At 73.3% G+C, this 22,496-nt stretch carries 21 protein-coding genes; 18 read left to right on the plus strand and 3 right to left on the minus strand.

The window, feature by feature from the left end; all coding sequences use genetic code 11:
• The first annotated feature begins 77 nt into the window (after window positions 1-77).
• The 10 genes from ACIBJE_RS00955 to ACIBJE_RS01000 all read left to right on the plus strand — a co-directional run bounded on the left by ACIBJE_RS00955 (window position 78) and on the right by ACIBJE_RS01000 (window position 10,179).
• The gene (locus tag ACIBJE_RS00955) at window positions 78-473 is read left to right on the plus strand and encodes a hypothetical protein (RefSeq protein WP_396741406.1); all 396 of its coding nucleotides are present in this window, start codon (window positions 78-80) and stop codon (window positions 471-473) included.
• Between the two features lie 123 nt (window positions 474-596).
• The gene (locus ACIBJE_RS00960; protein WP_396741408.1) at window positions 597-3,431 is read left to right on the plus strand and encodes a Na+/H+ antiporter subunit A; all 2,835 of its coding nucleotides are present in this window, start codon (window positions 597-599) and stop codon (window positions 3,429-3,431) included.
• Window positions 3,428-3,991: a Na(+)/H(+) antiporter subunit C gene (locus ACIBJE_RS00965; protein WP_396741410.1), complete on the plus strand. Its 564-nt coding sequence runs from the start codon at window positions 3,428-3,430 to the stop codon at window positions 3,989-3,991. The genes ACIBJE_RS00960 and ACIBJE_RS00965 overlap by 4 nt, the downstream gene beginning before the upstream one ends.
• Complete coding sequence (locus ACIBJE_RS00970) at window positions 3,988-5,484, plus strand: Na+/H+ antiporter subunit D (RefSeq protein WP_396741412.1); 1,497 nt, start codon at window positions 3,988-3,990, stop codon at window positions 5,482-5,484. The genes ACIBJE_RS00965 and ACIBJE_RS00970 overlap by 4 nt, the downstream gene beginning before the upstream one ends.
• Entirely contained in the window at window positions 5,481-6,104 is a 624-nt protein-coding gene (locus ACIBJE_RS00975; RefSeq protein WP_396741414.1) for a Na+/H+ antiporter subunit E, read from the plus strand. Before ACIBJE_RS00970 ends, ACIBJE_RS00975 begins: the two co-directional genes overlap by 4 nt.
• Window positions 6,101-6,364, plus strand: coding sequence for a monovalent cation/H+ antiporter complex subunit F (locus ACIBJE_RS00980; RefSeq protein ID WP_396741415.1), 264 nt, complete (start codon window positions 6,101-6,103; stop codon window positions 6,362-6,364). The genes ACIBJE_RS00975 and ACIBJE_RS00980 overlap by 4 nt, the downstream gene beginning before the upstream one ends.
• A complete protein-coding gene (mnhG, locus tag ACIBJE_RS00985) occupies window positions 6,361-6,696 on the plus strand; it encodes a monovalent cation/H(+) antiporter subunit G (protein ID WP_396741417.1) in 336 nt (111 codons plus the stop codon). The genes ACIBJE_RS00980 and mnhG overlap by 4 nt, the downstream gene beginning before the upstream one ends.
• A gap of 148 nt (window positions 6,697-6,844) precedes the next feature.
• On the plus strand, window positions 6,845-8,188 hold the full coding sequence (locus tag ACIBJE_RS00990; RefSeq protein ID WP_396741419.1) for a hemolysin family protein: 1,344 nt from the start codon (window positions 6,845-6,847) through the stop codon (window positions 8,186-8,188).
• Window positions 8,185-9,249 carry a hemolysin family protein gene (locus tag ACIBJE_RS00995; protein WP_396741421.1) on the plus strand — a complete coding sequence of 355 codons (1,065 nt, stop codon included), beginning with the start codon at window positions 8,185-8,187 and terminating at the stop codon, window positions 9,247-9,249. The genes ACIBJE_RS00990 and ACIBJE_RS00995 overlap by 4 nt, the downstream gene beginning before the upstream one ends.
• 6 nt (window positions 9,250-9,255) lie before the next feature.
• Window positions 9,256-10,179 (plus strand): sporulation protein, encoded by a 924-nt coding sequence (locus ACIBJE_RS01000; RefSeq protein ID WP_396741423.1) that lies wholly within the window; start codon window positions 9,256-9,258, stop codon window positions 10,177-10,179.
• 54 nt (window positions 10,180-10,233) lie between these two features.
• Here the strand turns inward: ACIBJE_RS01000 and leuE are convergent, their stop codons facing one another.
• Window positions 10,234-10,905 carry a leucine efflux protein LeuE gene (leuE, locus tag ACIBJE_RS01005; protein WP_396741425.1) on the minus strand — a complete coding sequence of 224 codons (672 nt, stop codon included), beginning with the start codon at window positions 10,903-10,905 and terminating at the stop codon, window positions 10,234-10,236.
• Window positions 10,905-12,149: a bifunctional pyridoxamine 5'-phosphate oxidase family protein/GNAT family N-acetyltransferase gene (locus tag ACIBJE_RS01010; protein WP_396741427.1), complete on the minus strand. Its 1,245-nt coding sequence runs from the start codon at window positions 12,147-12,149 to the stop codon at window positions 10,905-10,907. The genes leuE and ACIBJE_RS01010 overlap by 1 nt, the downstream gene beginning before the upstream one ends.
• 38 nt (window positions 12,150-12,187) lie before the next feature.
• Between ACIBJE_RS01010 and ACIBJE_RS01015 the strand changes: the two genes are divergently transcribed.
• The 8 genes from ACIBJE_RS01015 (at window position 12,188) to rny (ending at window position 21,625) form a co-directional block, all read left to right on the plus strand.
• Complete coding sequence (locus ACIBJE_RS01015) at window positions 12,188-13,528, plus strand: aminotransferase class I/II-fold pyridoxal phosphate-dependent enzyme (RefSeq protein ID WP_396741429.1); 1,341 nt, start codon at window positions 12,188-12,190, stop codon at window positions 13,526-13,528.
• 183 nt (window positions 13,529-13,711) lie between these two features.
• Complete coding sequence (locus ACIBJE_RS01020; protein WP_396741431.1) at window positions 13,712-14,416, plus strand: UdgX family uracil-DNA binding protein; 705 nt, start codon at window positions 13,712-13,714, stop codon at window positions 14,414-14,416.
• A gap of 83 nt (window positions 14,417-14,499) precedes the next feature.
• Complete coding sequence (locus ACIBJE_RS01025; protein ID WP_396741433.1) at window positions 14,500-15,642, plus strand: acyl-CoA dehydrogenase family protein; 1,143 nt, start codon at window positions 14,500-14,502, stop codon at window positions 15,640-15,642.
• A gap of 71 nt (window positions 15,643-15,713) precedes the next feature.
• Window positions 15,714-17,033 (plus strand): MFS transporter, encoded by a 1,320-nt coding sequence (locus ACIBJE_RS01030; RefSeq protein ID WP_396741435.1) that lies wholly within the window; start codon window positions 15,714-15,716, stop codon window positions 17,031-17,033.
• A 21-nt stretch (window positions 17,034-17,054) separates the two neighbouring features.
• The gene (locus tag ACIBJE_RS01035; protein WP_285787354.1) at window positions 17,055-17,255 is read left to right on the plus strand and encodes a DUF3046 domain-containing protein; all 201 of its coding nucleotides are present in this window, start codon (window positions 17,055-17,057) and stop codon (window positions 17,253-17,255) included.
• A gap of 179 nt (window positions 17,256-17,434) precedes the next feature.
• Window positions 17,435-18,481: a recombinase RecA gene (gene recA / locus ACIBJE_RS01040; protein ID WP_396741437.1), complete on the plus strand. Its 1,047-nt coding sequence runs from the start codon at window positions 17,435-17,437 to the stop codon at window positions 18,479-18,481.
• Window positions 18,482-18,489: 8 nt separating this feature from the next.
• Entirely contained in the window at window positions 18,490-19,233 is a 744-nt protein-coding gene (locus tag ACIBJE_RS01045) for a regulatory protein RecX (RefSeq protein ID WP_396741439.1), read from the plus strand.
• Window positions 19,234-19,858: 625 nt separating this feature from the next.
• A complete protein-coding gene (gene rny, locus ACIBJE_RS01050; protein ID WP_396741441.1) occupies window positions 19,859-21,625 on the plus strand; it encodes a ribonuclease Y in 1,767 nt (588 codons plus the stop codon).
• Window positions 21,626-21,802: 177 nt separating this feature from the next.
• On the opposite strand, the gene ACIBJE_RS01055 is transcribed toward rny, so the two are convergent.
• Entirely contained in the window at window positions 21,803-22,108 is a 306-nt protein-coding gene (locus ACIBJE_RS01055; protein ID WP_396741443.1) for a hypothetical protein, read from the minus strand.
• Between the last annotated feature and the right edge of the window lie 388 nt (window positions 22,109-22,496).

The following is a 22,496-nucleotide window of genomic DNA, read 5'->3' on the forward strand; positions in this document are numbered from 1 at the left end:
TCTCACTTAACTGCTTGCTAGTGCCTGGAAACATACAGTAACTTCTCCCGCATCGCCGGTCGGGGGAGGGGAGCCGGATGGCCGTGGAGCGAGGCTCGGAGCCCGGCACCGACGTGCTCATCCGCAAGGTCGACAGTCATCTCGCCACCGTTCGGGCCGGCCTGCACGGCCCCGAGTTGGAGTTGGCCGAACGCCTCGCCCGGTGCCTGCGGGAACTGGTGGCGCAGACCGCGCAGGCCAGCGCCGCCGACCGCGCCCAGGTGCGGGCCGCCGTGCACTACTTCGTCCTGCGCCGGGAGAGCCAGGGGCGGTTGCTCTCCGTGCGCTCCCTCGCCGCCGCGCAGCGTCTGGTCAACAAGGTGGCCCTCCAGCTCGGCCGTCCGGACCTGCTGGTGGAGTCCCGCCGTGATCGGGTGCTGCGCGAGTCGCCTGTCCCGGCCGGCGGTCGCCCCGTCGACCGGCCCGGTCCGTAACCACCGACCGGGTGGTAAACCGGGCTTTTTTCGCAAAAGCCCCTATAGGTCCCGCCATCTGACGTGTGATCCCTGGTAGCCGGAGAGTGCCTGACCGGGTGCTGCCACCTACCGGGAGGACGCGTGCTCGTACTGCTGATCCTCCACCTCGTGGCGGCCCTGCTCGCGCCGCTGCTGGTGCGGTGGTGGGGGCCCCGGGCCTGCTACCCGCTCGCCCTGGCGCCCGCAACCGCGTTCGCCTGGGCGCTCGCGCGGACCCCGGCGGTGCGTGACGGGGGCGCGCTGGCCGAGAGCCACCCCTGGATCCACCAGCTCCAGCTGGACCTGGCGCTGCGGATGACCACCCTGTCCTGGCTGATGACCCTGCTGGTCGGCGGGATCGGTGCACTGGTGCTGGTCTACTGCGCCGGCTACCTCTCCCCGGACGAGCCGGACCTGGGCCGGTTCGCCGGTGTCCTCGTCGCCTTCGCCGGGGCGATGCTCGGTCTCGTCCTCGCCGACAACCTGCTCCTGCTCTACGTCTGCTGGGAACTCACCACGGTCTTCTCGTACCTGCTGATCGGGCACCACCCGGAGCGGCGGGCGAGCCGCCGGGCCGCCGCCCAGGCGCTGATCGTGACCACGCTGGGCGGGCTGGCGATGCTCGTCGGGTTCGTCATGATCGGGCAGCGGGCCGGCACGTACCGCTGGTCGGAGATCGCCGCCGCGCCACCCGGCGGCGGGTACCTGACCGTCGCCGTCCTGCTCGTACTGGTGGGGGCGCTGACGAAGTCGGCCCTCCTGCCGTTCACCGCCTGGCTGCCGTCGGCGATGGCCGCGCCCACGCCGATCAGTGCCTACCTGCACGCGGCGGCCATGGTGAAGGCCGGCGTCTACCTCGTCGGCCTGCTGGGCCCGGTGCTGGCGCACACCCCACCCTGGCGCCCGGTCACCGCCGTGGCCGGGCTCGCGACCCTGGTCGTCGGCGGCTGGGCGGCGCTGCGCCAGACCGACCTGAAACTGCTGCTGGCGTACGGGACGCTGAGCCAGCTCGGCCTGCTCGTGGCGGTGACCGGAGCGGGCACCCGGGAGGCGGCGCTGGCCGCGTTGGCGCTGCTGCTGGCGCACGCCCTGTTCAAGGCGGCGCTGTTCCTCGTGGTCGGGGCCGTGGACCACGTCGCCGGCACCCGGGACCTGCGCGAACTGACCGGACTACGGCGTCGGCTGCCGCTGCTCTGGGTCGTCGCGCTCCTCGCCGCCGCGTCGATGGCCGGGGCCCCGCCGCTGGTCGGGTTCGTCGCCAAGGAGGCCGTGCTGTACGCGTTCCTCCACGATCCGCTCGCCCTCGGCGTCGTGGTGGTCGGCTCGGCCCTCACCGTCGCCTACAGCGCCCGGTTCCTGTGGGGTGCCTTCGGTGCGAAGCCCGGCGTCGACCCGGTGCCGGTCAGGCGGCCGGCCGGCGCGCTCGTGCTCCCCCCGGCGCTGCTGGCCCTGGCCGGGCTTCTCCTCGGGCCGCTCGCCGGGCCGGTCGGCGCCCTGTTCGCGCCGTACGCCGCGGCGTTTGCCGGCAACGACCACCCGCTGGCGCTCTGGTCCGGACCCCAGCCCGCCCTGTGGTTGTCCCTGCTGGTGCTGGCGGTGGGTGGGCTGCTCTTCCTGCTGCGCGGCCCGCTCGCCCCGGTGCTGGCCCGGGTGCGGGCCCCGATTTCCGGACCGGAGTTCTACGAGGGGGCCACCCACCTCTTCGACCGCGTCGCGATCGAGCTGACCAGCCGGATCCAGCGTGGCTCGCTGCCGCAGTACCTCGGCACCATCCTCGTCGTGCTGGTGGTGCTCCCGGGCGGGGCGATGCTGCTGGTCCGGCCCTGGCCGGTGCCCACCCGGATCTGGGACAGCCCGGTGCAACCACTTGTCGGCCTGATCATCACGGTGGCGGCGGTGCTCGCCGTGGTCGCCCGGACCCGGCTTACCGCCATGCTGCTGGTCGGGGTGACCGGGTACGGCACCGCGATGATCTTCGTGGTGCACGGCGCACCCGACCTGGCGCTCACCCAGATCCTCGTCGAGACCGCCACGATCACCCTCTTCGTGCTGGCGCTGCGCCGGCTGCCGCCCCGCTTCTCGGTCCGCCCCTCACGACGCAGCCGGTGGGTCCGCCGGGGGGTCGGGGTCGCCGTCGGGGTGGTGCTCGCCGGCCTGGCCGTCGCGGCGTCCGGCAGCCGTCGCCTGCCGCCGGTCTCGGCGGACTTCCCCCGACTCGCCGCCGAGGAGGCGTACGGCAACAACGTGGTCAACGTGATCCTGGTCGACATCCGTGTCTGGGACACCGTCGGCGAGATCTCGGTACTCGTGGTGGCGGCGACCGGGGTGGCCAGTCTGATCTTCGAACGCTCCCGTACCGGCCCACGCCCGCGCCGCCGGGGCGCGTTCGCCGCCCGCAACCCGCCGGGTCAGCGGGTCTGGCTCCGGGGCGGACCGACGCTGCACGAGCGTCGCCGCTCGCTGGTCTTCGAGGTGGTCACCCGCCTGATCTTCCACAGTGTCGTGCTCTTCTCCCTCTTCCTGCTCTTCTCCGGACACAACGCGCCCGGGGGCGGCTTCGTCGGCGGACTGGTGGCGGCGCTGGCACTGACCCTGCGCTACCTGGCCGGCGGTCGGTACGAACTGGAGGACGCCGCCCCGGTGGGAGCCGGCACGGTGCTCGGCGTCGGGCTGGGGACCGCCGTGGGCAGCGGACTGGCCGCGCTGCTGACCACGGGGAACCTGCTGGAGAGCAGCCGGATCGACCTGAGGGTGCCCGGGATCGGCGACTTCTACCTGGTCACCTCCCTCGTCTTCGACATCGGTGTGTACCTCATCGTCATCGGCCTGGCGTTGGACGTGCTGCGCACCCTCGGCGCGGAGGTGGACCGCCAGATCCAGATCGGCGGCGAGGCGGCCCGGGGTCTGGCGGCCGACCGGCAGGGTGGGCAGCGGTGACCGCCTCGGGGAACGGCCCCACCCTGGTGCTGGCGGTCATCGTCGCCGTGCTCGTCGCGACCGGTGTCACCCTGCTGCTGGAGCGCAACCTCACCCGGATCCTGCTCGGCGTGATCCTCTTCAGCAACGGGATCAACGTGCTCATCCTGCTCAGCGGCCCGGCGGAGGAGGCCCCACTGGCCGGCACCACCCCGGCGGACCAGATGAGCGACCCGCTGCCCCAGGCGATGATCCTCACCGCCATCGTGATCACGCTGGGGCTGTCCGCGTTCCTGCTGGCCGTGGCGTACCGGAGTTGGCTGCTCACCGCCCATGACGAGGTCCGGGACGACCCGGAGGACCGGCAGATCGTCGGGCTCGCCGACCGGGACGCCCCGCCCCCGGGGGACCTGGGCGGGGAGGGGCCGGGGGACGACCCCGAGCAGGTGGACCATTCGCCGAACGCGCCCGACCCGTCCCACCCGGTCGGGGGGGATCCGCCCGACCCCCGTCACGCGGCCGGGGACGGCCCGCCCGACGCCGACGGCGTCGGGACCGCCGGTCCGGGGGACCGCCGATGACCGCCCTGGTGCCCCTGCCGGTGGTGATGCCACTGCTGGGCGCCGCCCTGACCCTGGTGCTGCCGTGGCCGCGGGCCCAGCGCGCGGTCAGCGTGCTCGTCCTGACCGCCACCCTCGCCGTGTCGGCGGTGCTGCTCGTCCGGACGTACGCCGACGGAGCGCTGGTGGTCCGGATCGGCGGCTGGGCGCCACCGGCTGGCATCGTGCTGGTCGCCGACCAGCTCGCCGCCCTGATGCTGACCGTCTCGGCGGCGGTGACGCTCTGCGTGCTGCTGTACTCCATCGGCCAGGGGCAGTCCGACCTCGACGAGGGCACCCCGGTGAGCATCTTCCACCCCACCTACCTCGTGTTGACCGCCGGTGTCACCAACGCCTTCCTCGCCGGCGACCTGTTCAACCTGTTCGTCGGGTTCGAGATGCTGCTGACCGCGAGCTACGTGCTGATCACCCTGGGTGGCAGCGACGTCCGGATCCGCACCGGCTCGACGTACGTGGTGGTCAGCATCCTCGCGTCGATGGTCCTCCTGAGCGCGGTGGGACTGGTGTACGCGGCGACCGGCACGCTCAACCTGGCCCAGCTCGCCGGCCGGCTCGACACCCTACCGGCGGACCTGAGGCTGGCGTTGCACCTGATGCTGCTGCTCGCCTTCGGCATCAAGGCCGCCGTCTTCCCGCTGGCGGCATGGCTGCCGGACAGCTACCCGACCGCGCCCGCCCCGGTCACCGCGGTCTTCGCCGGACTGCTCACCAAGGTCGGCGTGTACGCGATCATCCGCACCGAGACACTGCTCTTCCCGGGCGGGCGGGTCGACGGGCTGCTGATGGTGGTGGCCGGGCTGACCATGCTGGTCGGCATCCTGGGCGCGGTGGCCCAGTCCGACCTGAAACGGCTGCTCTCCTTCACCCTGGTCAGCCACATCGGTTACATGATCTTCGGGGTCGCGTTGAGCACCGTGGCCGGGCTCACCGGCGCGATCTTCTACGTGGTGCACCACATCACGGTCCAGACCACGCTCTTCCTCGTCGCCGGTCTGATCGAGGTGCGCACCGGCAGCACCGACCTGCGCCGCCTCGGCGGCCTGGCCCGGGTCACCCCGCTGATCGCCGTGCTGTTCTTCGTCCCGGCCATGAACCTCGCCGGCATCCCGCCGTTCCCGGGTTTCCTCGGCAAGCTCGGCCTCTTCCAGGCGGGAGCGGAGGTCGGCGGTGCGCTGCCCTGGACGCTGGTGGCCGCCGGGGCGGTGACCAGCCTCTGCACGCTCTACGCCGCCTCCCGGGTGTGGAACATCGCGTTCTGGCGGTCACCCCGCCTCACCGGCGACGTCCCACCCCTGCCCCGCCTGATGGTCGGCTCGACGGTGGCGCTGGTGACGCTCGGTGTGGCGTTCACCCTCGCCGCCGGGCTGATCTTCGCGGTGACCGCGGACGCGGCGGACGACCTGTACCAACGCACCCCGTACGTCCGGGCCGTCTTCCCCGGAGGCACCCCGTGAACCCGGACCCGTCGACCCCCGCGTCCGGCCCCCGGCGACGGTTGATCACCGGGACGGCACCGGGCCGCGCCCGCGCCGCCCGCTGGCGGGAACGGCTGATCGCCGCCGGTTGGATGGTGTTCATCTGGAACCTGTTGTGGGGGCGGTTCACCCTCGGCAACCTGGTCGGTGGGGCGGCCGTCGCGGCGGCGGTGCTGGTGTTCTTCCCGCTGCCGCCGGTCACCCTGGACAGCCGGCTCCGCCCCGGCCCGCTGCTGCGCTTCGGCGCGCGGTTCGCCGTCCAACTGGTCAGCGCCAGCATCCACGTCGCCTGGATCGCCGTCCGTCCGGGGTACCGGCCGCGCAGCGCGATCATCGCGGTCCGGCTGCGGGTGCGCACCGACCTGAACCTGGCCCTCACCGCCGAGGTGCTCTCCCTGGTGCCGGGAAGTCTGATCGTCGACGTCGACCGGCACACCGGCCTGCTCTACGTCCACGTCTTCGACGTCCGTGGACCGGAGGACCTGGCCCGTACCCGCCGGCGGATCGAGGACGTCGAGTGCCGCATCGTCCGCGCCGTCGGCTCTCCCGCCGAAGTTCGCCTGCTGGACGCCTCGGTCGAGAAGGGAACCGCCACGTGAACCTGGCCGTGATCGTCGCCCTCACCGTCCTGCTCTCCGTCACCGCGCTGCTCGCGCTGGTCCGGGTCGTGCGCGGTCCGTCCCTGCTCGACCGGCTGGTCGCCACGGAACTGCTGCTGGCCACGATGATCGCTGCGGTGGGCGCCGAGGCGGCGGTGCACCGGCAGACCACCACCCTGCCGGTGCTGGTGGTGCTGGCGCTGCTGGCGTTCCTCGGCTCGGTGGCCCTGGTCCGCTTCGCCGCCGGGGAGGAGTCGTGAGCGCCCCGGACCTGGCCGAGCTGCTCGCCTCCATCTGCCTGCTGGCCGGTGCGCTGCTCAGCCTGGCCTCCGGGATCGGGGTGCTGCGCCTGCCGAACGCCCTCGACCGGATGCACACGGTCACCAAACCGCAGGTGCTGGGGGTGCTGCTGATCCTGCTGGGCCTGGCGCTACGCCTGCGCAGCCCCAGCGACCTCGGCATGATCCTGCTGGTCGGGCTCTTCCAGTTGGCCACCGCGCCGGTCACCGCGCAGATGATCGGCCGGGCCGTCTACCGGTCCGGTCGCGTCGACCGGGAGCTGCTCGACGTCGACGAGCTCGCCGACCGGTGAAACCGCTTCCCGTGACATGCGGGCGGCACACAGCCAGGGCCGATAAAATGACCCGCATGATCGACTCTTCTGCCCAGGAGGGCAGCAGTAGCCGGCCGGGTACGACCCGGCTTCCCCTGCCCGCGACGTCGGGAGCCCTGAGCCTCCCGTGTTGATCGTCGTCGGACTCATCCTGATCATCGTTCTCACCGCCGCTACCGGCTACTTCGTGGCCCAGGAGTTCGGCTACGTCGCCGTCGACCGCGGCAAGCTGCGGCAGATGGCCGACGACGGCGATCCCGCCGCCGCCCGTGCCCTGCAGGTCACCAGCCGGCTCTCCTTCATGCTCTCCGGCGCCCAGCTCGGCATCACCGTCACCGCCCTGCTCGTCGGGTACGTCGCCGAGCCGTTCCTCGGTGCGGGACTGGCCGAACTGCTCGGCGTGGCCGGCATCTCCACGGCGGTCAGCCTCCCGCTGTCAGTGGCGCTGGCCCTGGTCATCGCGACCGTCGTGCAGATGGTTCTCGGTGAGCTGGCCCCGAAGAACCTCGCCATCGCCCGGCCCGAGCCGCTGGCCCGGGCCCTCAGCCGCTCCACCCTGATCTACCTCGCGGTGGCCGGTCCGCTGATCAAGCTCTTCGACCGGGCCGCGGTACGACTGCTCCGGCGGGTCGGTATCGAGCCGATCGAGGAGCTGCCCAGCGGGGCGACCCCGCAGGACCTGGAGCAGATCATCGCCGAGTCCCGCGAGGAGGGACACCTCGACGCGGCCATGTCCGACCTGCTCGACCGGGGGCTGGACTTCCGGGGGCTGACCGCCGGGGAGGCCATGGTGCCCCGGGTCGACGTGCACACCGTCCGGGCCGACGAACCGGTCAGGCGGGTGGTCGAGCTGCTCGACACCGGTCACTCCCGGTTCCCGGTGCGGGGCGCCGAGGGCGTCGACGACCTGGTCGGCGTGGTCGGCATCGCCGACGTGCTCGGCGTACCCCCGGCGCAACGCGGCACGACGCCGGTGAGCGCGGTGGCCGTACCGCCGCTGCTGGTGCCGGAGACGCTGCCGCTGCCGACGGTGCTCGACCGGCTGCGGGTCGGGCACCGGCAGCTCGCCTGCGTGGTCGACGAGTACGGCGGTTTCGCCGGCGTGATCACGCTGGAGGACATCGCCGAGGAACTTGTCGGTCCGATCCGGGACGAGGACGACCCCCCGGAGCGGGCCCCGGCCCGGCAGGACGACGGGTCCTGGGTGGTCCCGGCCCGCTGGCGGATCGACGAGGTGGCCGACAGCACCGGCATCGCACTGCCCGAGGGGCCGGAGTACGACACCGTCTCCGGGCTGGTCATGCGGGAGCTGGGCCGGGTCCCCGAGGTGGGCGACCTGCTGGAGATCGGGCTGCCCGCCGAGGACGGCGAGCCCGCTCCCCGGGCCCTGGTCGAGGTGCTCGCGGTGGACCGGCACGTCGCCGACTCGGTCCGGCTGCGGGTCACCGGTACGAGTGAGGTGGCGGCATGAGCACCCAACTCGCGCTGGTCACCTCGGTCGTGCTGCTGGCGCTGAACGCGTTCTTCGTGGCCGCCGAGTTCGCACTGGTGGCCAGCAAGCGGTACCGGCTGGAACATGCCGCTGCCAGCGGGGGCCGGGCGGCCCGCGCGGCGCTCGACGGCGTCCGCGAGCTGTCCCTGATGCTGGCCGGCGCGCAGCTCGGCATCACCCTCTGCACGCTGGGCCTGGGCGCGCTCGCCGAGCCGGCGATCGAGCACCTGCTCAGCCCGCTGCTGCACGCGGTCGGCCTGCCGACGACGGCGAGCCACGTCATCGCGTTGGTCATCGCGCTGAGCCTGGTCACCTTCCTGCACCTGGTGGTCGGTGAGATGGCCCCGAAGTCGTGGGCGATCACCGACCCGGAGCGGTCGGCACTGCTGCTGGCATTGCCGTTCCGGGCCTTCGCCCGGGTGGCCCGCCCGGTGCTCTCCGTACTCAACGCGGTGGCCAACGCCATGCTCCGGCTGGTCCGGGTCAACCCGCAGGACCAGCTCGCCCAGGTGCACGGGCCGGAGGAGCTACGCATGCTGCTGGAGCAGTCCCGCGAGCACGGGCTGCTCGGTGCCGAGCAGCACCAGATGCTCACCAGCATGCTGGAGTTGCAGGGCACCAAGGTGGCCGACGTGATGGAACCCTTCGGGGAGATCGTCACGGTTCGCCGGGACGACCCCGCCGAGCGGATCGAGGCGGTCTGCCGGGACAGCGGCCGGTCCCGTCTCGCGGTGGTCGACCCCGCCGGTGACGTGGTGGGGCTGGTGCACGTACGGGAGGCCGTCCGGGTCACCACCGCCGGCCGGTCGGCGACCGCCGGTGAGCTGATGACCGACGCGTTCACCCTGCCCGCCACGGCCTCGGTCACCGAGGCGGTGGCCGCGATGCGGGGGGTCCAGGCGCAGCTCGCGCTGGTGCGCAACGGTGGCGGTCCGACCCGCCCGATCGGGTTCGTGGCGCTGGAGGACCTCCTGGAGGAGGTCATCGGCGAGTTCGACGACGAGACCGACCCGGTGCCCCGCGGGCGGCGGATGCGGTAGGCCACGGTGCGGCTCACGGGGGTGTCACCGGCGTCCGGCGGGACCGGGCTGACCGTGCACACCTCCGTGACCAACCCGAGCACCCGTCCCGGCCTGCGCCTGCCGGGGCGGGTGACGCTTACCGCCGGGTCGGCCGACGTACCGGTCGGGCACATCCGGCTGGGGCTGGTCGCCACGGTCGAGCCGGAGGATCCGGGCCAGCCCCGCCGTCTGGTGCAGTTCCACCAGGCGGCGGTGGCCGGCGGCTTCGTCCTGCCGGCCGGGCGGCGGCGGTCGGTGGCGTTCGCGTTGCCGTTGCCGTGGGAGACGCCGGTGACCGTCTTCGGCGGGGTGCCGTTGCTCAGTCTCCGTACCGGGCTGCGCACCGAGGTCGCGCTGGACGGCCTGCTGGACCAGGGCGCGATGGTGCCGGTCTTCGTCCATCCCCTCCCCACCCAGCAGCATGTGCTGGCCGCGCTCGACACCCTCGGGTTCACCCTGCGCCAGGCCGGACTCCAGGCCGGCCGACTGCCCGGGGTGACCCAGACCCTCCCCGTCCACCAGCGGATCAACTACTGGGTGGGGCCGATCTACGCCGGCCCCGTCACGGAGTTGGAGCTGATCTTCGTGGCGGACCCGACGGCGCTGGAGGTGATCCTCTGGATGGACCGCCGGCTCTCCCTGGCCGGCGTGACCCACCAGAGCATCAGCCGGTTCAAGGCGTGGCACGTCGACGCCGGTCAGCGGGACTGGGTCAGCGTGGTGGACGGCTGGCTGCGACAGGCGGTCAACCGGCACGCCGAGGCGGCGGCGCACGCCCACTGGTCGGCCCGGATCACCGGGTCGGCCCACGTCAGCCGCCCGCCCGACCGCCCGGTGGCCCCGGGGGAGGGACTGGGTGGCACCGCCGGTGGCGCCGGGATCGGCGGCGGCTCCGGCGACGGCACCTGACCTCGGCCGGCGGTGACCGCGACTGATCTGGGCAGGCGGTGACCGCGCCTGACCTCAGCCGGTGGTGGCGGTGGCGAGTTTGAAGCTGAAGCCGAGGAAGAGTGCCGCTACCCCGGTGGTGGCGGTGGCGGCCAGCCGGCGGCGGGCCCGGAACTGGCTGGCCAGGAAGGTGCCGGCGAAGATCAGCGCGGTCAGGTACAGCGCGCTGGTCACCTGCACGACCAGGCCGAGTGCCAGGAAGGAGAGCGCCGGCCAGGGGTAGGTCGGGTCGACGAACTGGATGAAGAAGGAGACGAAGAAGAGGATCGCCTTCGGGTTGACCAGGCTGACCACCAGGGCCCGGCGGAACGGCGCGCGGATCGCCGCCGGCTCCGGGACATTCACCAGACGCGGTGCGGCCGGGTCGTGGCGGGTGCGCCAGCGTCGCCAGGCGCCGCGCAGCATGGTCAGCCCCACGTAGCCGAGGTACGCCGCCCCGGCGTACTTGATTACCAGAAAGAGCGGTGGGTACGCGGTGAGCAGCGAGGCCACACCGGCTGCGGAGAGAACCATGAGCACAGCGTCGCCGACGAACACCCCGGCGGCGGCCCGGTAACCGGCGCCCACCCCGCGTCGCGCGGCGGCCGAGAGCACGAAGAGCGAATTGGGCCCGGGGAGCAGAACGATCGCCACGGTACCCAGCACAAACGTCCAGAAGTCGGTGATGCCCAGCACGCCGGACATCATCACGCCACCACCGGCCCCGGGCGAAGCCTTTCCCACAGCCGGCGCTGTGCTTCCGGCCACTCGTCGACGACCATCGAATACTGGACGGTGTCCCGCCAGGAACCGTCGGCGCGCTGCCGGTGCATCCGGAGCACTCCCTCCCGGGTGGCGCCCAGCCGTTCGACGGCCCGCTGGGACCGCTCGTTGCGGATGTCGGTGTGCCAGACCACGCGGCGCGCCCCCAGTTCCTCGAACGCCCGGGTGAGCAGCAGCAGCTTCGCCTCGGTGTTGACGGCGGTGCGCCACCAGGGGCGACCGAGGAAGGTGTAGCCGATCGCCACCGCCCCACGGTCGGGATCGATCTCGTAGTACGAGGTGGTGCCGACCACCGCCCCGGTCACCGCGCAGCGCAGCACCCACGGCACCCGCTCGCCCCGGTGGTGGGCCGACAGCGCGTCCGAGACCAGCTCGCGTACCCCGGTGACGTCCGTGGGCCGGGGGCTGGTCAGGTGCTGCCAGACCGCCGGGTCGTCGGTGGCGTCGAACAACTCGTCGGCGTGGGACGTGTCGAGGGCCTCCAGCACCACGTGTGCGCCACGCATCGGTGTCGGGTCGAGCCACGGCGAGCGGGGCGGGCGCAGGTACGCCGGGACCGGCGCGGCGACCCCGGCGTCCGACTCCGGGAGCCCCGGGGACAGGCGCAGCGGCACCACCCCGGCCCAGTACGGCAGGGCCAGGTCGGTCGGGTCGTCGCGGACCCCGCCGGTGCGGGAGCGGACCGACACCTCGCGCAGGGGCAACGCCAGGACGGCCGTCTCGGCCAGCTCCTTCGGGCTCGGCGGGCGGCTCTCCGCGCTGCGGCCGGTGCCGACCTTCTCCATCAGCGCGGTCAGCATCGTGGACCTCTCCCCGGCATCGGTGACCAGGCGGGCGACCCCGTGCGCGACCACGGAGCGGTAGTTGGCGCTGTGGTGGAACTGGGAGCGGGCGTAGACCAGCCCGTCGAGCAGGGTGACACCGACACAGACCGGAAGCCCGTCCGGGCCCCGGGCGGCCAGCAGGGGCCGACTGCCGGTGGAGCCGTGCAGGTAGAGGGTGTCGCCGACGCGGACGTGGAGGGTGGGCAGCAGGCGTGGCTCGCCGTCGACGACGAAGCCGAGCGTGCAGTGGTACGCCTCGTCGAGCACGGCGTGGGCGGCGGCGCGGTCGTAGCTCATCCGCTCCCGCGAGCGGTGGGGGGTGGTCCGGGCGGTCGGTGTGTACATGTGACATCCCGCCTTTGTTCTAGTACAATCCACGAACTGTGGCAGTACGTTATCAGATCACCGGCGAGACGGCGGCCGAGATCTCGGCGAGCGTCGAGTCGGGCGTCCGCAGCGGAGCGCTTCCTCCCGACAGTGCCCTGCCCCCGGTCCGCGTCCTGGCCGCCACCCTCGCGGTCAGTCCGGCCACCGTCGCCCGGGCCTACCAGGAGTTGCGGCAGCGCGGCCTGGTCGCGACCGCCGGCCGGCACGGCACCCGGGTCCGCCCCCGCCCGCCGGTGGCCACCCGCCGCGCCGCCCGGTACCCGACCCCCGGCCCCGGCGTCCGGGACCTCTCCCGCGGGCAGCCCGACCTCCGGCTGCTGCCGCCGCTCGGCCCGCACCTGGCCCGGCTCGCCGACCGGATCGGCCCACCCGCCGGCTACGCGACGACCGGTGTCCTGCCCGAACTGGCCGAGGCCGCGCACCGCCGGCTCACCGCCGACGGGGTCCCGGTCGACGGGCTCACCGTCACCGGCGGGGCCCTCGACGGCATCGAGCGCCTGCTCGCCGCCCACCTGCGCCCCGGCGATCCGGTGGCCGTGGAGGACCCGGGCTGGGCCAACCTGCTCGACCTGGTGGCCGCGCTGGGCCTGCGGCCGGTCGCCGTGCCGGTCGACGACGACGGCCCGACCGAGGCCGGGGTCCGGGACGCGTTGGCCCTCGGGGCGCGGGCCCTGATCGTCACCAGCCGGGCGCAGAACCCCACCGGCGCGGCCGTCTCGGCCGGCCGGGCCGAGGCGTTGCGTGCCCTGCTCGCCGGTCGCCCCGACGTGCTGCTCGTCGAGGACGACCACGCCGCCGAACTGGCCCGGCTGCCGCTGCACCCCCTGGCCGGGGCGACCCCGTCCTGGGCCTTCGTCCGCTCGGTGAGCAAGCCCTACGGCCCGGATCTCCGACTCGCCCTGCTCGCGGGGGACGAGACGACCGTGGCCCGGGTGGCCGGCCGGATGAGCGTCGGCCCCGGCTGGGTCTCCACCCTGCTGCAACAGCTGGTGCTGGCACTCTGGGCCGACCCGGCGACCACCGAGCTGATCGCCGGGGCGGAGGAGAGCTACCAGCGGCGGCGTGTCGCCCTGATCGCCGCGCTGGCCGGGCACGGCCTCACCGCCCACGGCCGCAGCGGCATCAACGTCTGGGTGCCGGTTCCCGACGAGACCAGCGCGGTGACCGCCCTGCGGGACGCCGGCTGGGCAGTCGCCCCCGGTGGGCTGTTCCGGATCGGCGCGCCCCCCTCCGTCCGGCTGACCGTCAGCCCACTCGACGACGCGGAGATCCCGGCCCTCGCCGACGCGGTCGCCCACGCGCTCCGACCCGCCCTGCCGACCGGGTTCACCGCCTGACGACGAGCCGATCCCCGCCGGGGCCGATCGGTCCAGGGCGCCGGGGCAGGCGACCAGGTCGATACCACCGGCCGGGCCGTACCCGATCGGTCCAGGGCGCCGGGGCACGCGGGTCGGGCGCGACGCGCCGGGCCGACCAGGGATCGCCGCGTGACCGAGGCACGTGCGGGTACAACAGTCGCCATGTCCGAGCAGACCGAGACCGCCCCGGGTGCCCAGCGGTTCATTCCGCCCCGCGCCGACACGATCGACGAGTTGCGGGCCGCCGCCGGCGGCTGCCAGGGCTGCGAGCTGTACCGGGACGCCTCGCAGACCGTCTTCGGCCGGGGCGGTGCGGACGCCCGGGTGGTCCTCGTCGGCGAGCAGCCCGGCGACCTGGAGGACCAGAAGGGCCTCCCGTTCGTCGGACCGGCCGGGCGGGTGCTCCGCCGGGCGGTCGACGACGCCGGCCTCGACCCCACCCGGCTCTACCTCACCAACACCGTGAAGCACTTCCGCTTCGAGCTGCGCGGCAGGCGGCGCATCCACCAGACGCCCGACCAGGTGCACATCACCGCCTGCCGGCCCTGGCTCGTCGCCGAGTTCGCCCGGCTCCGTCCGGAGATCGTGGTGGCGCTCGGGGCCACCGCCGCGAAGGCCCTGCTCGGTCCGGCGTTCCGGGTCACCCGCCAGCGTGGTGAACTGCTGCCCTGGCCGGCCTCGGCGCAGCGCCCCGAGGACTTCACCCGGGTGCCGGTCGACTCCGCTGGCCGGGTCGCCGACGCGCCGCCGGCCCGGCTCCTCGCCACCATCCACCCGTCCGCCGTGCTGCGCGCCGACAACCAGGAGATCGCCTACCAGGGACTGGTCGCCGACCTCACCGTCGCCGCCCGGGCCCTGACCGGCTGATCCGCCGCCGGTCCGACCCGGGCCCTGACCGGTGGCGGGCGCGGCCCTGGGCAGGACGGGGGGCCGGTGCCACACTGACCGCCATGCAGCAGCATCTCTACGAGCCCGTCCACGACGAGTTCCGGGACCTCTGCCGGGAGTTCCTCGCCCGGGAGGCGGTGCCGCACCACGACCGCTGGGAGACGGCCGGCATCGTCGACCGGGACGTCTGGCGGAAGGCGGGCGCCGCCGGGCTGCTCGGCACCGACGTCGACCCCGAGTACGGCGGCGGGGGCCAGCGGGACTTCCGGTTCAACGCGGTGCTCGCCGAGGAGATCGTCGCCGCCGGCTGCTCCGGGCTCGGCTTCGGCCTGCACAACGACGTCGTCGCGCCGTACCTCACCGACCTGACCACCGAGGAGCAGCGCCGCCGCTGGCTGCCCGGCTTCTGCGCCGGCGACGTCGTCACCGCGATCGCGATGAGCGAGCCCGGTGCCGGCTCCGACCTGGCCGGCATCCGCACCACCGCGGTACGCGACGGGGACCACTGGGTGCTCAACGGGCAGAAGACCTTCATCACCAACGGCGAGCAGGCCGACCTGGTCGTCGTGGTCGCCAAGACCGCACCCGAGCAGGGCGCGCACGGGGTCAGCCTGATCGTGGTGGAGAGCGGCACCCCGGGGTTCACCCGGGGCCGCCGGCTGGCCAAGGTGGGCCTGAAGGCCAACGACACGGCCGAACTCTTCTTCGACGACTGCCGGGTGCCGGCGGGGAACCTGCTCGGCACCGAGAACCACGGCTTCTACCACCTGATGGCGAACCTGCCCCGGGAGCGCCTCGGCATCGCCGTCTCCGCCGTCGCCGCCGCCGAGCGGCTGCTCGCGGTCACCCTCGCCTACGCCCGCGACCGGCAGGCGTTCGGCCGGACGATCGGCTCCTTCCAGCACAACCGGTTCCTCCTCGCCGAGCTGGACACCGAGGTCACCATCGCCCGGACCTTCGTCAACCACTGCGTCGCCGAGTTCAACGCCGGCCGGCTGACCGTTGTCGACGCGGCGAAGGCCAAGTGGTGGACGACCGAGCTGCAGAACCGGGTCGCCGACCGCTGCCTGCAACTGCACGGCGGGTACGGCTACATGCTCGAGTACCCGGTGGCGAAGGCCTGGCTGGACGGGCGGGTGCAGACCATCTACGGCGGCACCACCGAGATCATGAAGGAGATCATCGGCCGCGGCCTCGGCCTGTAGCGGGACGGCGGGCGCGGGACGCCGCGACGGGTACGCCAGGATGGGGGCCGCCCCCTCCCGAGGAGTCGTGGATGACCACCGAACTCACCGCCCCGGCCGCCCTGCACCCGGACGTCGCCCCGATCCAGCGGCGGACCCTGCGGCTGCTCTTCGCCACCCAGATCATCGGCGGGGTCGGGGTCACCATCGGCATCTCCGTCGGCGCGCTGCTCGCCGAGCGGATCGCGGGCGCCGCCGTGGCCGGCCTGGCGCAGAGCGCCGGGGTGGTCGGCGGCGCGTTGCTCGCCGTCCCGATCACCCGCATCATGACCGGGTACGGCCGCCGGCCCGGCCTGGTCCTGGCCTACCTGACCGGCGCGCTCGGCGGGCTGCTGGTGGTGACCGCCGCGACCACCCGCTCGGTGCCCCTGCTCTTCCTCGGCATGCTCCTCTTCGGCGGTGGCAGCGCCGCCAACCTCCAGGCCCGGTACACCGCCGTCGACCTCGCCGAGCCGGCCCGCCGGGGCCGGCAACTCTCCCTGATCGTCTGGGCCACCACGATCGGGGCGGTGGCCGCGCCGAACTTCGCCGACCTCGCCGACGCCACCACCAGCCGCTGGGGGCTGCCCGCGCTGGCCGGGCCGTTCGCGTTCAGCGCCGTCGCCTTCGGGTGCGCCGCCGTGGTCATCTTCGCGCTGCTCCGTCCCGACCCGCTGCTCACCGCCCGCCGGCTCGCGGTGACCGAGGCGGCCCCGGCCGCCGGTGCCGAGGTCGTGCCGCCGGGGCCGGCGGCCCGCCGCGCCGCCGGCATGTGGTCGGCCTGGCAGGTCGTACGGCAGCGGCCGGCCGCCCGGCTGGGCATCGCCGCGGTCGCCATGGGCCACCTGGTCATGGTCGGGGTGATGGCGATGACCCCGGTGCACCTCGGCGAGTCGCACGGCGACGCCGACGTGCTGCGCGTGGTGGGGGTCGTGCTCAGCCTGCACATCGCCGGGATGTACGCGCTCGCCCCGCTGGTCGGCTGGCTCACCGACCGGGTCGGCCGGCGGCCGGTGATCCTCGCCGGTACCGCCCTGCTGCTGGCCGCCTGCGCGGTGGCCGGCACCGCCGGGCACCACACCGTGCTGCTCTCGGTCGGTCTGGTCCTGCTCGGGCTGGGCTGGTCGGCCACCATGGTGGCCGGTTCCACGCTGCTGTCGGAGTCGGTGCCGGTGGCCGAGCGCCCCACCGTCCAGGGCCTGTCCGACCTGACCATGGGACTGGCCGGTGCGGCGGCCGGCGCGGCCAGCGGGTTTGTCGTGCAGGTGGCCGGCTACCCCGTCCTGACCCTGCTCGCGGCGGTCGCGATCGTGCCGTTGGTGGCGCTAGCGTTGCGGCCGGCGACGGTGTTGTCCGCGCCCGAGGAGGAGTGACGTGCGGAACGGGGGAACACGGTGCGGCTGACCGACTTCTGGAGCCGGTTGGAGGAGGCGTTCGGGGCCGGCTACGCGGGCAGCATCGCCCGGGACCAGGTCCTCGCCCAGCTCGGCGGGCGGACCATCGACGAGGCGCTCGCCTCGGGTGAGCAGACCCACGTGGTGTGGCGCGCGGTGTGCGCCGCGTACCCGGACCGGGTGCCCGCGCGACTGCGCTGAGCTGCCCTTCCGTCGGTGGGTGTGTCGCTTGCCGTCTCGTACAGGTGTTCGGCTATTGTCCACAGCGGGGTGCTCGTCCACAGGCCACGGCCGGTCGGCTGGTTCTTGTCGGACCCAGCGCCTAGCGTGTCCGCGTGACGAGAAGCTCAGCAAAGACGCCGGCGAAGGCAGGGGTAACCATGGCGGCAGCGCCCGACCGGGAGAAGGCACTCGACCTTGCTCTCGCGCAGATCGACAAGCAGTTCGGCAAGGGCTCGGTGATGCGCCTGGGGGAGCGGCCGGTCGTCCAGACCGCGATAATCCCCACCGGCTCGATCGCGCTCGACGTGGCGCTCGGCGTCGGCGGGCTGCCCCGGGGCCGGGTCGTCGAGATCTACGGTCCCGAGTCCAGCGGTAAGACCACGGTCGCCCTGCACGCGGTCGCCAACGCCCAGCGGGCCGGCGGCATCGCCGCCTTCATCGACGCCGAGCACGCGCTCGACCCGGAGTACGCCAAGGCTCTCGGCGTCGACACCGACGCGCTGCTGGTCTCCCAGCCCGACACGGGCGAGCAGGCCCTCGAGATCGCCGACATGCTGGTCCGCTCCGGGGCGCTCGACATCCTCGTGATCGACTCGGTGGCCGCCCTGGTGCCGCGCGCCGAGATCGAGGGCGAGATGGGCGACAGCCACGTCGGTCTCCAGGCCCGCCTGATGAGCCAGGCGCTGCGGAAGATCACCGGTGTGCTCAACAACACCGGCACCACGGCGATCTTCATCAACCAGCTCCGCGAGAAGATCGGCGTGATGTTCGGCTCGCCCGAGACCACCACGGGTGGTCGGGCGCTGAAGTTCTACGCGTCGGTCCGGTTGGACGTCCGTCGGATCGAGAGCCTGAAGGACGGCACCGACGTGGTCGGTAACCGCACCCGGGTCAAGGTCGTGAAGAACAAGGTCGCCGCCCCGTTCAAGCAGGCCGAGTTCGACATCATGTACGGCAAGGGCATCTCCCGGGAGGGCTCGCTGATCGACGTCGGCGTCGAGCAGTCGATCATCCGGAAGTCCGGTGCCTGGTACACCTACGACGGGGACCAGCTCGGCCAGGGCAAGGAGAAGGCCCGCGAGTTCCTCCGGGAGAACCCGGACGTGGCCGCCGAGATCGAGAAGAAGATCCTGGAGAAGCTCGGCGTGGGTGTCGGGGCCGGCGACGCGGCCGGTGGCCCCGAGCTGCCGCCGGTCGACTTCTGACCGGCCGCGTGGTGGGACGACGGGCCCGTTCGGGGCGGGGCTGGGACGCCATCCCTCCCCGGACGGGTGACATGTCCGCACGACCCCGGCGGGGACGCCGGAACGGTTCCGGACCGGGCGCGACCGCCGAGCCGCTCGACGACGGCACCTGGCCGGCCGACCCGTCGGACGAGTCCCGCTCGTCCGACGAGCCGCCCCGCGCCGAGCCCCGCGACGAGGCGGAGGTGGCCCGGGAGATCTGCCTCCGGCAGCTCGCGGTCCGGCCACGGACCCGGGCGGAACTGGCCGGGGCGCTTGCCCGTCGCGGCGTCTCCCCGGAGGTCGCCGCCGAGGTGCTCGACCGGTACGACGAGGTCGGCATCATCGACGACGCCGCGTTCGCCCGGGCCTGGGTGTCGAGTCGGCACGCCGGGCGGGGACTGTCCCGACGGGCGCTCGCCAACGAGCTGCGTCAGCGCGGGGTGGACGGCGAGGTCGCCGGTGCGGCGCTCGGTGAACTGGACGAGGCCACCGAGGCGGAGACGGCCCGCGCCCTGGTGGACCGCAAGCTGCGGTCCGCCCGGGGTGAGCCGGACGCGGTCTTCCGGCGACTGGTCGGCATGCTCGCCCGCAAGGGCTACCCGCCGGGGCTGGCGATCCGGGCGGTCAAGGACGCCCTGGCTGCGCAGAGCGCCGAGGCCGCCGAGTTCGCCGACCAGATCGACCCCGACGCCCTCGCTCCCGATCCCGATGCCGACCCTCCGCTTGGATGATCATGACGTTCCGCGTCGGCAAAATCGCTTTCCCGGCCCGCCACCGTCATGATCGTCCTGGGGTGGGAAGCTGGGGGCGCGCCGACGACGGGATCGAGGACGGCTCGCTGGTGTGCGTGATGCGACCCGTACGATGAGTAGTCGCCATGGCCGGTGGGGGCGGGATGGTTGCCCGCTTTGTTGTGTCGTGTCCGGTGAGTGATGAGCGTGGCGTGACCGTTCGGCTGCCCTCTGTCCGCCTATTTTGATCATGAGTCCTTGACCGGAAGGCCTCTCGGCACCTAGCCTCGCCTTACAGGCTCACATTGCCCGACCAGCGCAGGCTAAGCGCACAACATAGATCGTGTAACAGAACAGCATCACTTCGGCCAGCTCGTCTGGCCTTACGCCGACGTCGGACCGACCGGTCCGACGCCGGCGCGACAACTGCACCCGGCCGTCGGCGATGACCAAGGGGGGTCACCGCCGACGGAGACCTACCCATGGCCAGTCGCTCCGGTCGGGCGTCTAGTAGCCGCAGGGGTGCGTGCCCACCGGCACGTAACCGCTGCGGCGCCGACGGTTCAGGGGAGGCGGCCATGACGGGGCGGCAGAGGATCAGCGGTGGTCCCCACGGGGTGCCGGCATGAGCGCCTTCGATGTCGTCCTTCTCGGGGCGGTCGTGGTCCTGACCCTCGTGGTGGTCGGCGCGGTCGTCCTCGGTGCCCGGACCCTGCGCCGGGTCGGCGCGGCGCCCGCGCCCGAGGACCCGGCCTTCGCCGCCGAGAAGGACCGTCAGGAACAGTCGCTGGCGGCGCTGCGTACCGCTGCCGACGAGGCCCACTCGACCGCCGACGTGGCGAAGTCCGCCGCAGCGGCGGCCCAGGCCGAGGCAGCGGGGGCCAAGGCCGAGGCGACCGCCGCCCGGGACGAGGCGCGCCGGGTGCTGGCGGCGGCCCGGCTGGAGGCGGACACCGTCCTGGAGCGCGCCCACAAGCAGGCCGAGGCGGACGCCGAGCAGTTGCGGGCGGCGGCCCGGCGCAGCGGCGAGCGGGAGGTGGCGGTGCTCGCCTCCACCACCCGGGAGCAGGCCGCCGAGGTCGAACGGCGGGCGGCCCGGATGGACGAACGGGAGCGGCTGCACACCGAGGAGGTGGAGCGGCTCGCCGAGCGGGAGCGTCAGCTCACCGCCGCCAGCGCCGCCCTGGCCGCCCGGGAGACGGCGCTGGTCGAACGGGAGCAGGCCCTCGTCGAGGCGGAGGAGCAGCGGCGCCGGGAACTGGAGCGGGTCGCCGGGCTGAGCGTCGAGGCGGCCCGCGCCGAGCTGATCGAGGCGATCGAGACGTCTGCCAAGCGGGAAGCGGCGCTGCTGGTCCGGGACATCGAGTCGGACGCCCGCAACACGGCCGACCAGCGGGCCCGGCACATCGTGGTGGACGCGATCCAGCGCGTCGCCAGCGAGCAGACCGCGGAGAGCGTGGTCAGCGTCCTGCACCTGCCCGGCGACGAGATGAAGGGGCGGATCATCGGCCGGGAGGGACGCAACATCCGCGCCTTCGAGTCGGTCACTGGGGTCAACCTGATCATCGACGACACCCCCGAGGCGGTGCTGCTCTCCTGCTTCGACCCGGTCCGCCGGGAGGTCGGCCGGCTCACCCTGGAGAAGCTGGTCCTTGACGGGCGGATCCACCCGCACCGGATCGAGGAGGTGCACGACCTGGCCCGGCAGGAGGTGGACGAACTCTGCCAGCGGGCCGCCGAGGACGCCCTGGTCGAGGTGGGCATCACCGACATCCACCCGGAACTGGCCACCCTCCTCGGCCGGCTGCGCTACCGCACGTCGTACGGGCAGAACGTGCTCAAGCACCTGGTGGAGACCGCGCACATCGCCGGGATCATGGCCGCCGAACTGCGACTGGACGTGCCGACCATCAAACGGTGCGCCTTCCTGCACGACATCGGCAAGGCGCTCACCCACGAGGTGGAGGGCAGCCACGCGCTGATCGGCGCGGACGTGGCCCGCAAGTACGGCGAGAGCGAGGACGTCGTCCACGCCATCGAGGCGCACCACAACGAGGTGGCCCCGCAGACCATCGAGGCGGTGCTGACCCAGGCGTCGGACGCCTGCTCGGGAGGCCGTCCCGGGGCCCGGCGGGAGAGCCTGGAGGCGTACGTCAAGCGGCTGGAGCGGATCGAGGAGATCGCCGCCGGCAAGCTCGGCGTGGAGAAGGTCTTCGCGATGCAGGCCGGCCGGGAGATCCGGGTGATGGTCAAGCCGGACGACGTGGACGACATCGGCGCGGCGGTGCTGGCCCGGGACGTGGCCAAGCAGATCGAGGAGGAGTTGACCTATCCGGGGCAGATCCGGGTCACCGTGGTCCGCGAGTCCCGGGTCACCGAGATCGCCCGCTGACCGACGGGGCACCGGCGCCCTGGAATCACCCCGCCGGTACAGCAGGGACACGCGGATGGGGCACCCGAGGAACGGGTGCCCCATCGTGGCGGTGACGTCGGCGACGCCCTGCGGCTGTCGCCGCTCAGCGGATCACGGCTGAGAGCTCGCTCGGCGCGCGATGCCGGGGTCGTGGCATCAGGTGATTTGTGCCCCGACGGTCACGACCCAGGCGTACTCGTGACAACGGGCCCGCGACTGCACCCCGGCGCCGACCCAAGGGCCGTACGCGGTGTACCGGGCACCGCTGTTCTCCTCGCACAGGACCTGGACCCGGGCGCTGGTCACACCGGTGCACGTCGCCCAGCCCGACCCGCCGTCTTGGCCGATGTTCCCACCGGCCGTGCAGCTTGCCGCCTGTGCCGGCGAGCCGGGGGCCAACAGGGCCCCGGCGGTCATGGCGAACGCCGCCGCCGACATCCCGAGTCTCCTGACGCGTGTCATGTGCCACCCCGTTCTGGTCGTCCGTTCGCCGGGTCCGTTCACGTTCCGGACTGCCGGCTTAACGGTGCCGATGCGAATCCATCGACAAACACAAGTGTCATCGACCATCCTGGTGGAAGTTCCGTCGACAACACTATCTGAGTGTCAGTTTGTCGACACGATGCGTGACTGATTCGTGAGTGTGGTGCCGGGCCGGAGGCGACGCGGTCACCGCCGGAGTACCGCCGTGACCGGCTTGAGGCGACGGTCAGGTCACCGGGAGCGGGCCGGCAACCCGGAAGGGGGGGGGGGGGGGGGCCGCCCCCCCCCCCGGGGGGGGGCCCCCCCCCCCCGCGGGGCGCGCCCCCCCCCCCCGCCCGGGGGGGGGGGCCCCGGCCGCCCCGGCGGG

Source organism: Micromonospora sp. NPDC050187 (assembly GCF_044459745.1).
Classification (GTDB): Bacteria; Actinomycetota; Actinomycetes; order Mycobacteriales; family Micromonosporaceae; genus Micromonospora.

Coding starts and splice junctions, on each gene's coding strand:
- ACIBJE_RS01055 (WP_396741443.1), bottom strand. CDS start 22,108: ATGACACGCGTCAGGAGACTCGGGATGTCGGCGGCGGCGTTCGCCATG.
- ACIBJE_RS01020 (WP_396741431.1), top strand. CDS start 13,712: ATGTCCGAGCAGACCGAGACCGCCCCGGGTGCCCAGCGGTTCATTCCG.
- ACIBJE_RS01025 (WP_396741433.1), top strand. CDS start 14,500: ATGCAGCAGCATCTCTACGAGCCCGTCCACGACGAGTTCCGGGACCTC.
- recA (WP_396741437.1), top strand. CDS start 17,435: ATGGCGGCAGCGCCCGACCGGGAGAAGGCACTCGACCTTGCTCTCGCG.
- ACIBJE_RS01030 (WP_396741435.1), top strand. CDS start 15,714: ATGACCACCGAACTCACCGCCCCGGCCGCCCTGCACCCGGACGTCGCC.
- ACIBJE_RS01010 (WP_396741427.1), bottom strand. CDS start 12,149: ATGTACACACCGACCGCCCGGACCACCCCCCACCGCTCGCGGGAGCGG.
- ACIBJE_RS00970 (WP_396741412.1), top strand. CDS start 3,988: ATGACCGCCCTGGTGCCCCTGCCGGTGGTGATGCCACTGCTGGGCGCC.
- ACIBJE_RS00955 (WP_396741406.1), top strand. CDS start 78: ATGGCCGTGGAGCGAGGCTCGGAGCCCGGCACCGACGTGCTCATCCGC.
- ACIBJE_RS00995 (WP_396741421.1), top strand. CDS start 8,185: ATGAGCACCCAACTCGCGCTGGTCACCTCGGTCGTGCTGCTGGCGCTG.
- rny (WP_396741441.1), top strand. CDS start 19,859: ATGAGCGCCTTCGATGTCGTCCTTCTCGGGGCGGTCGTGGTCCTGACC.
- leuE (WP_396741425.1), bottom strand. CDS start 10,905: ATGATGTCCGGCGTGCTGGGCATCACCGACTTCTGGACGTTTGTGCTG.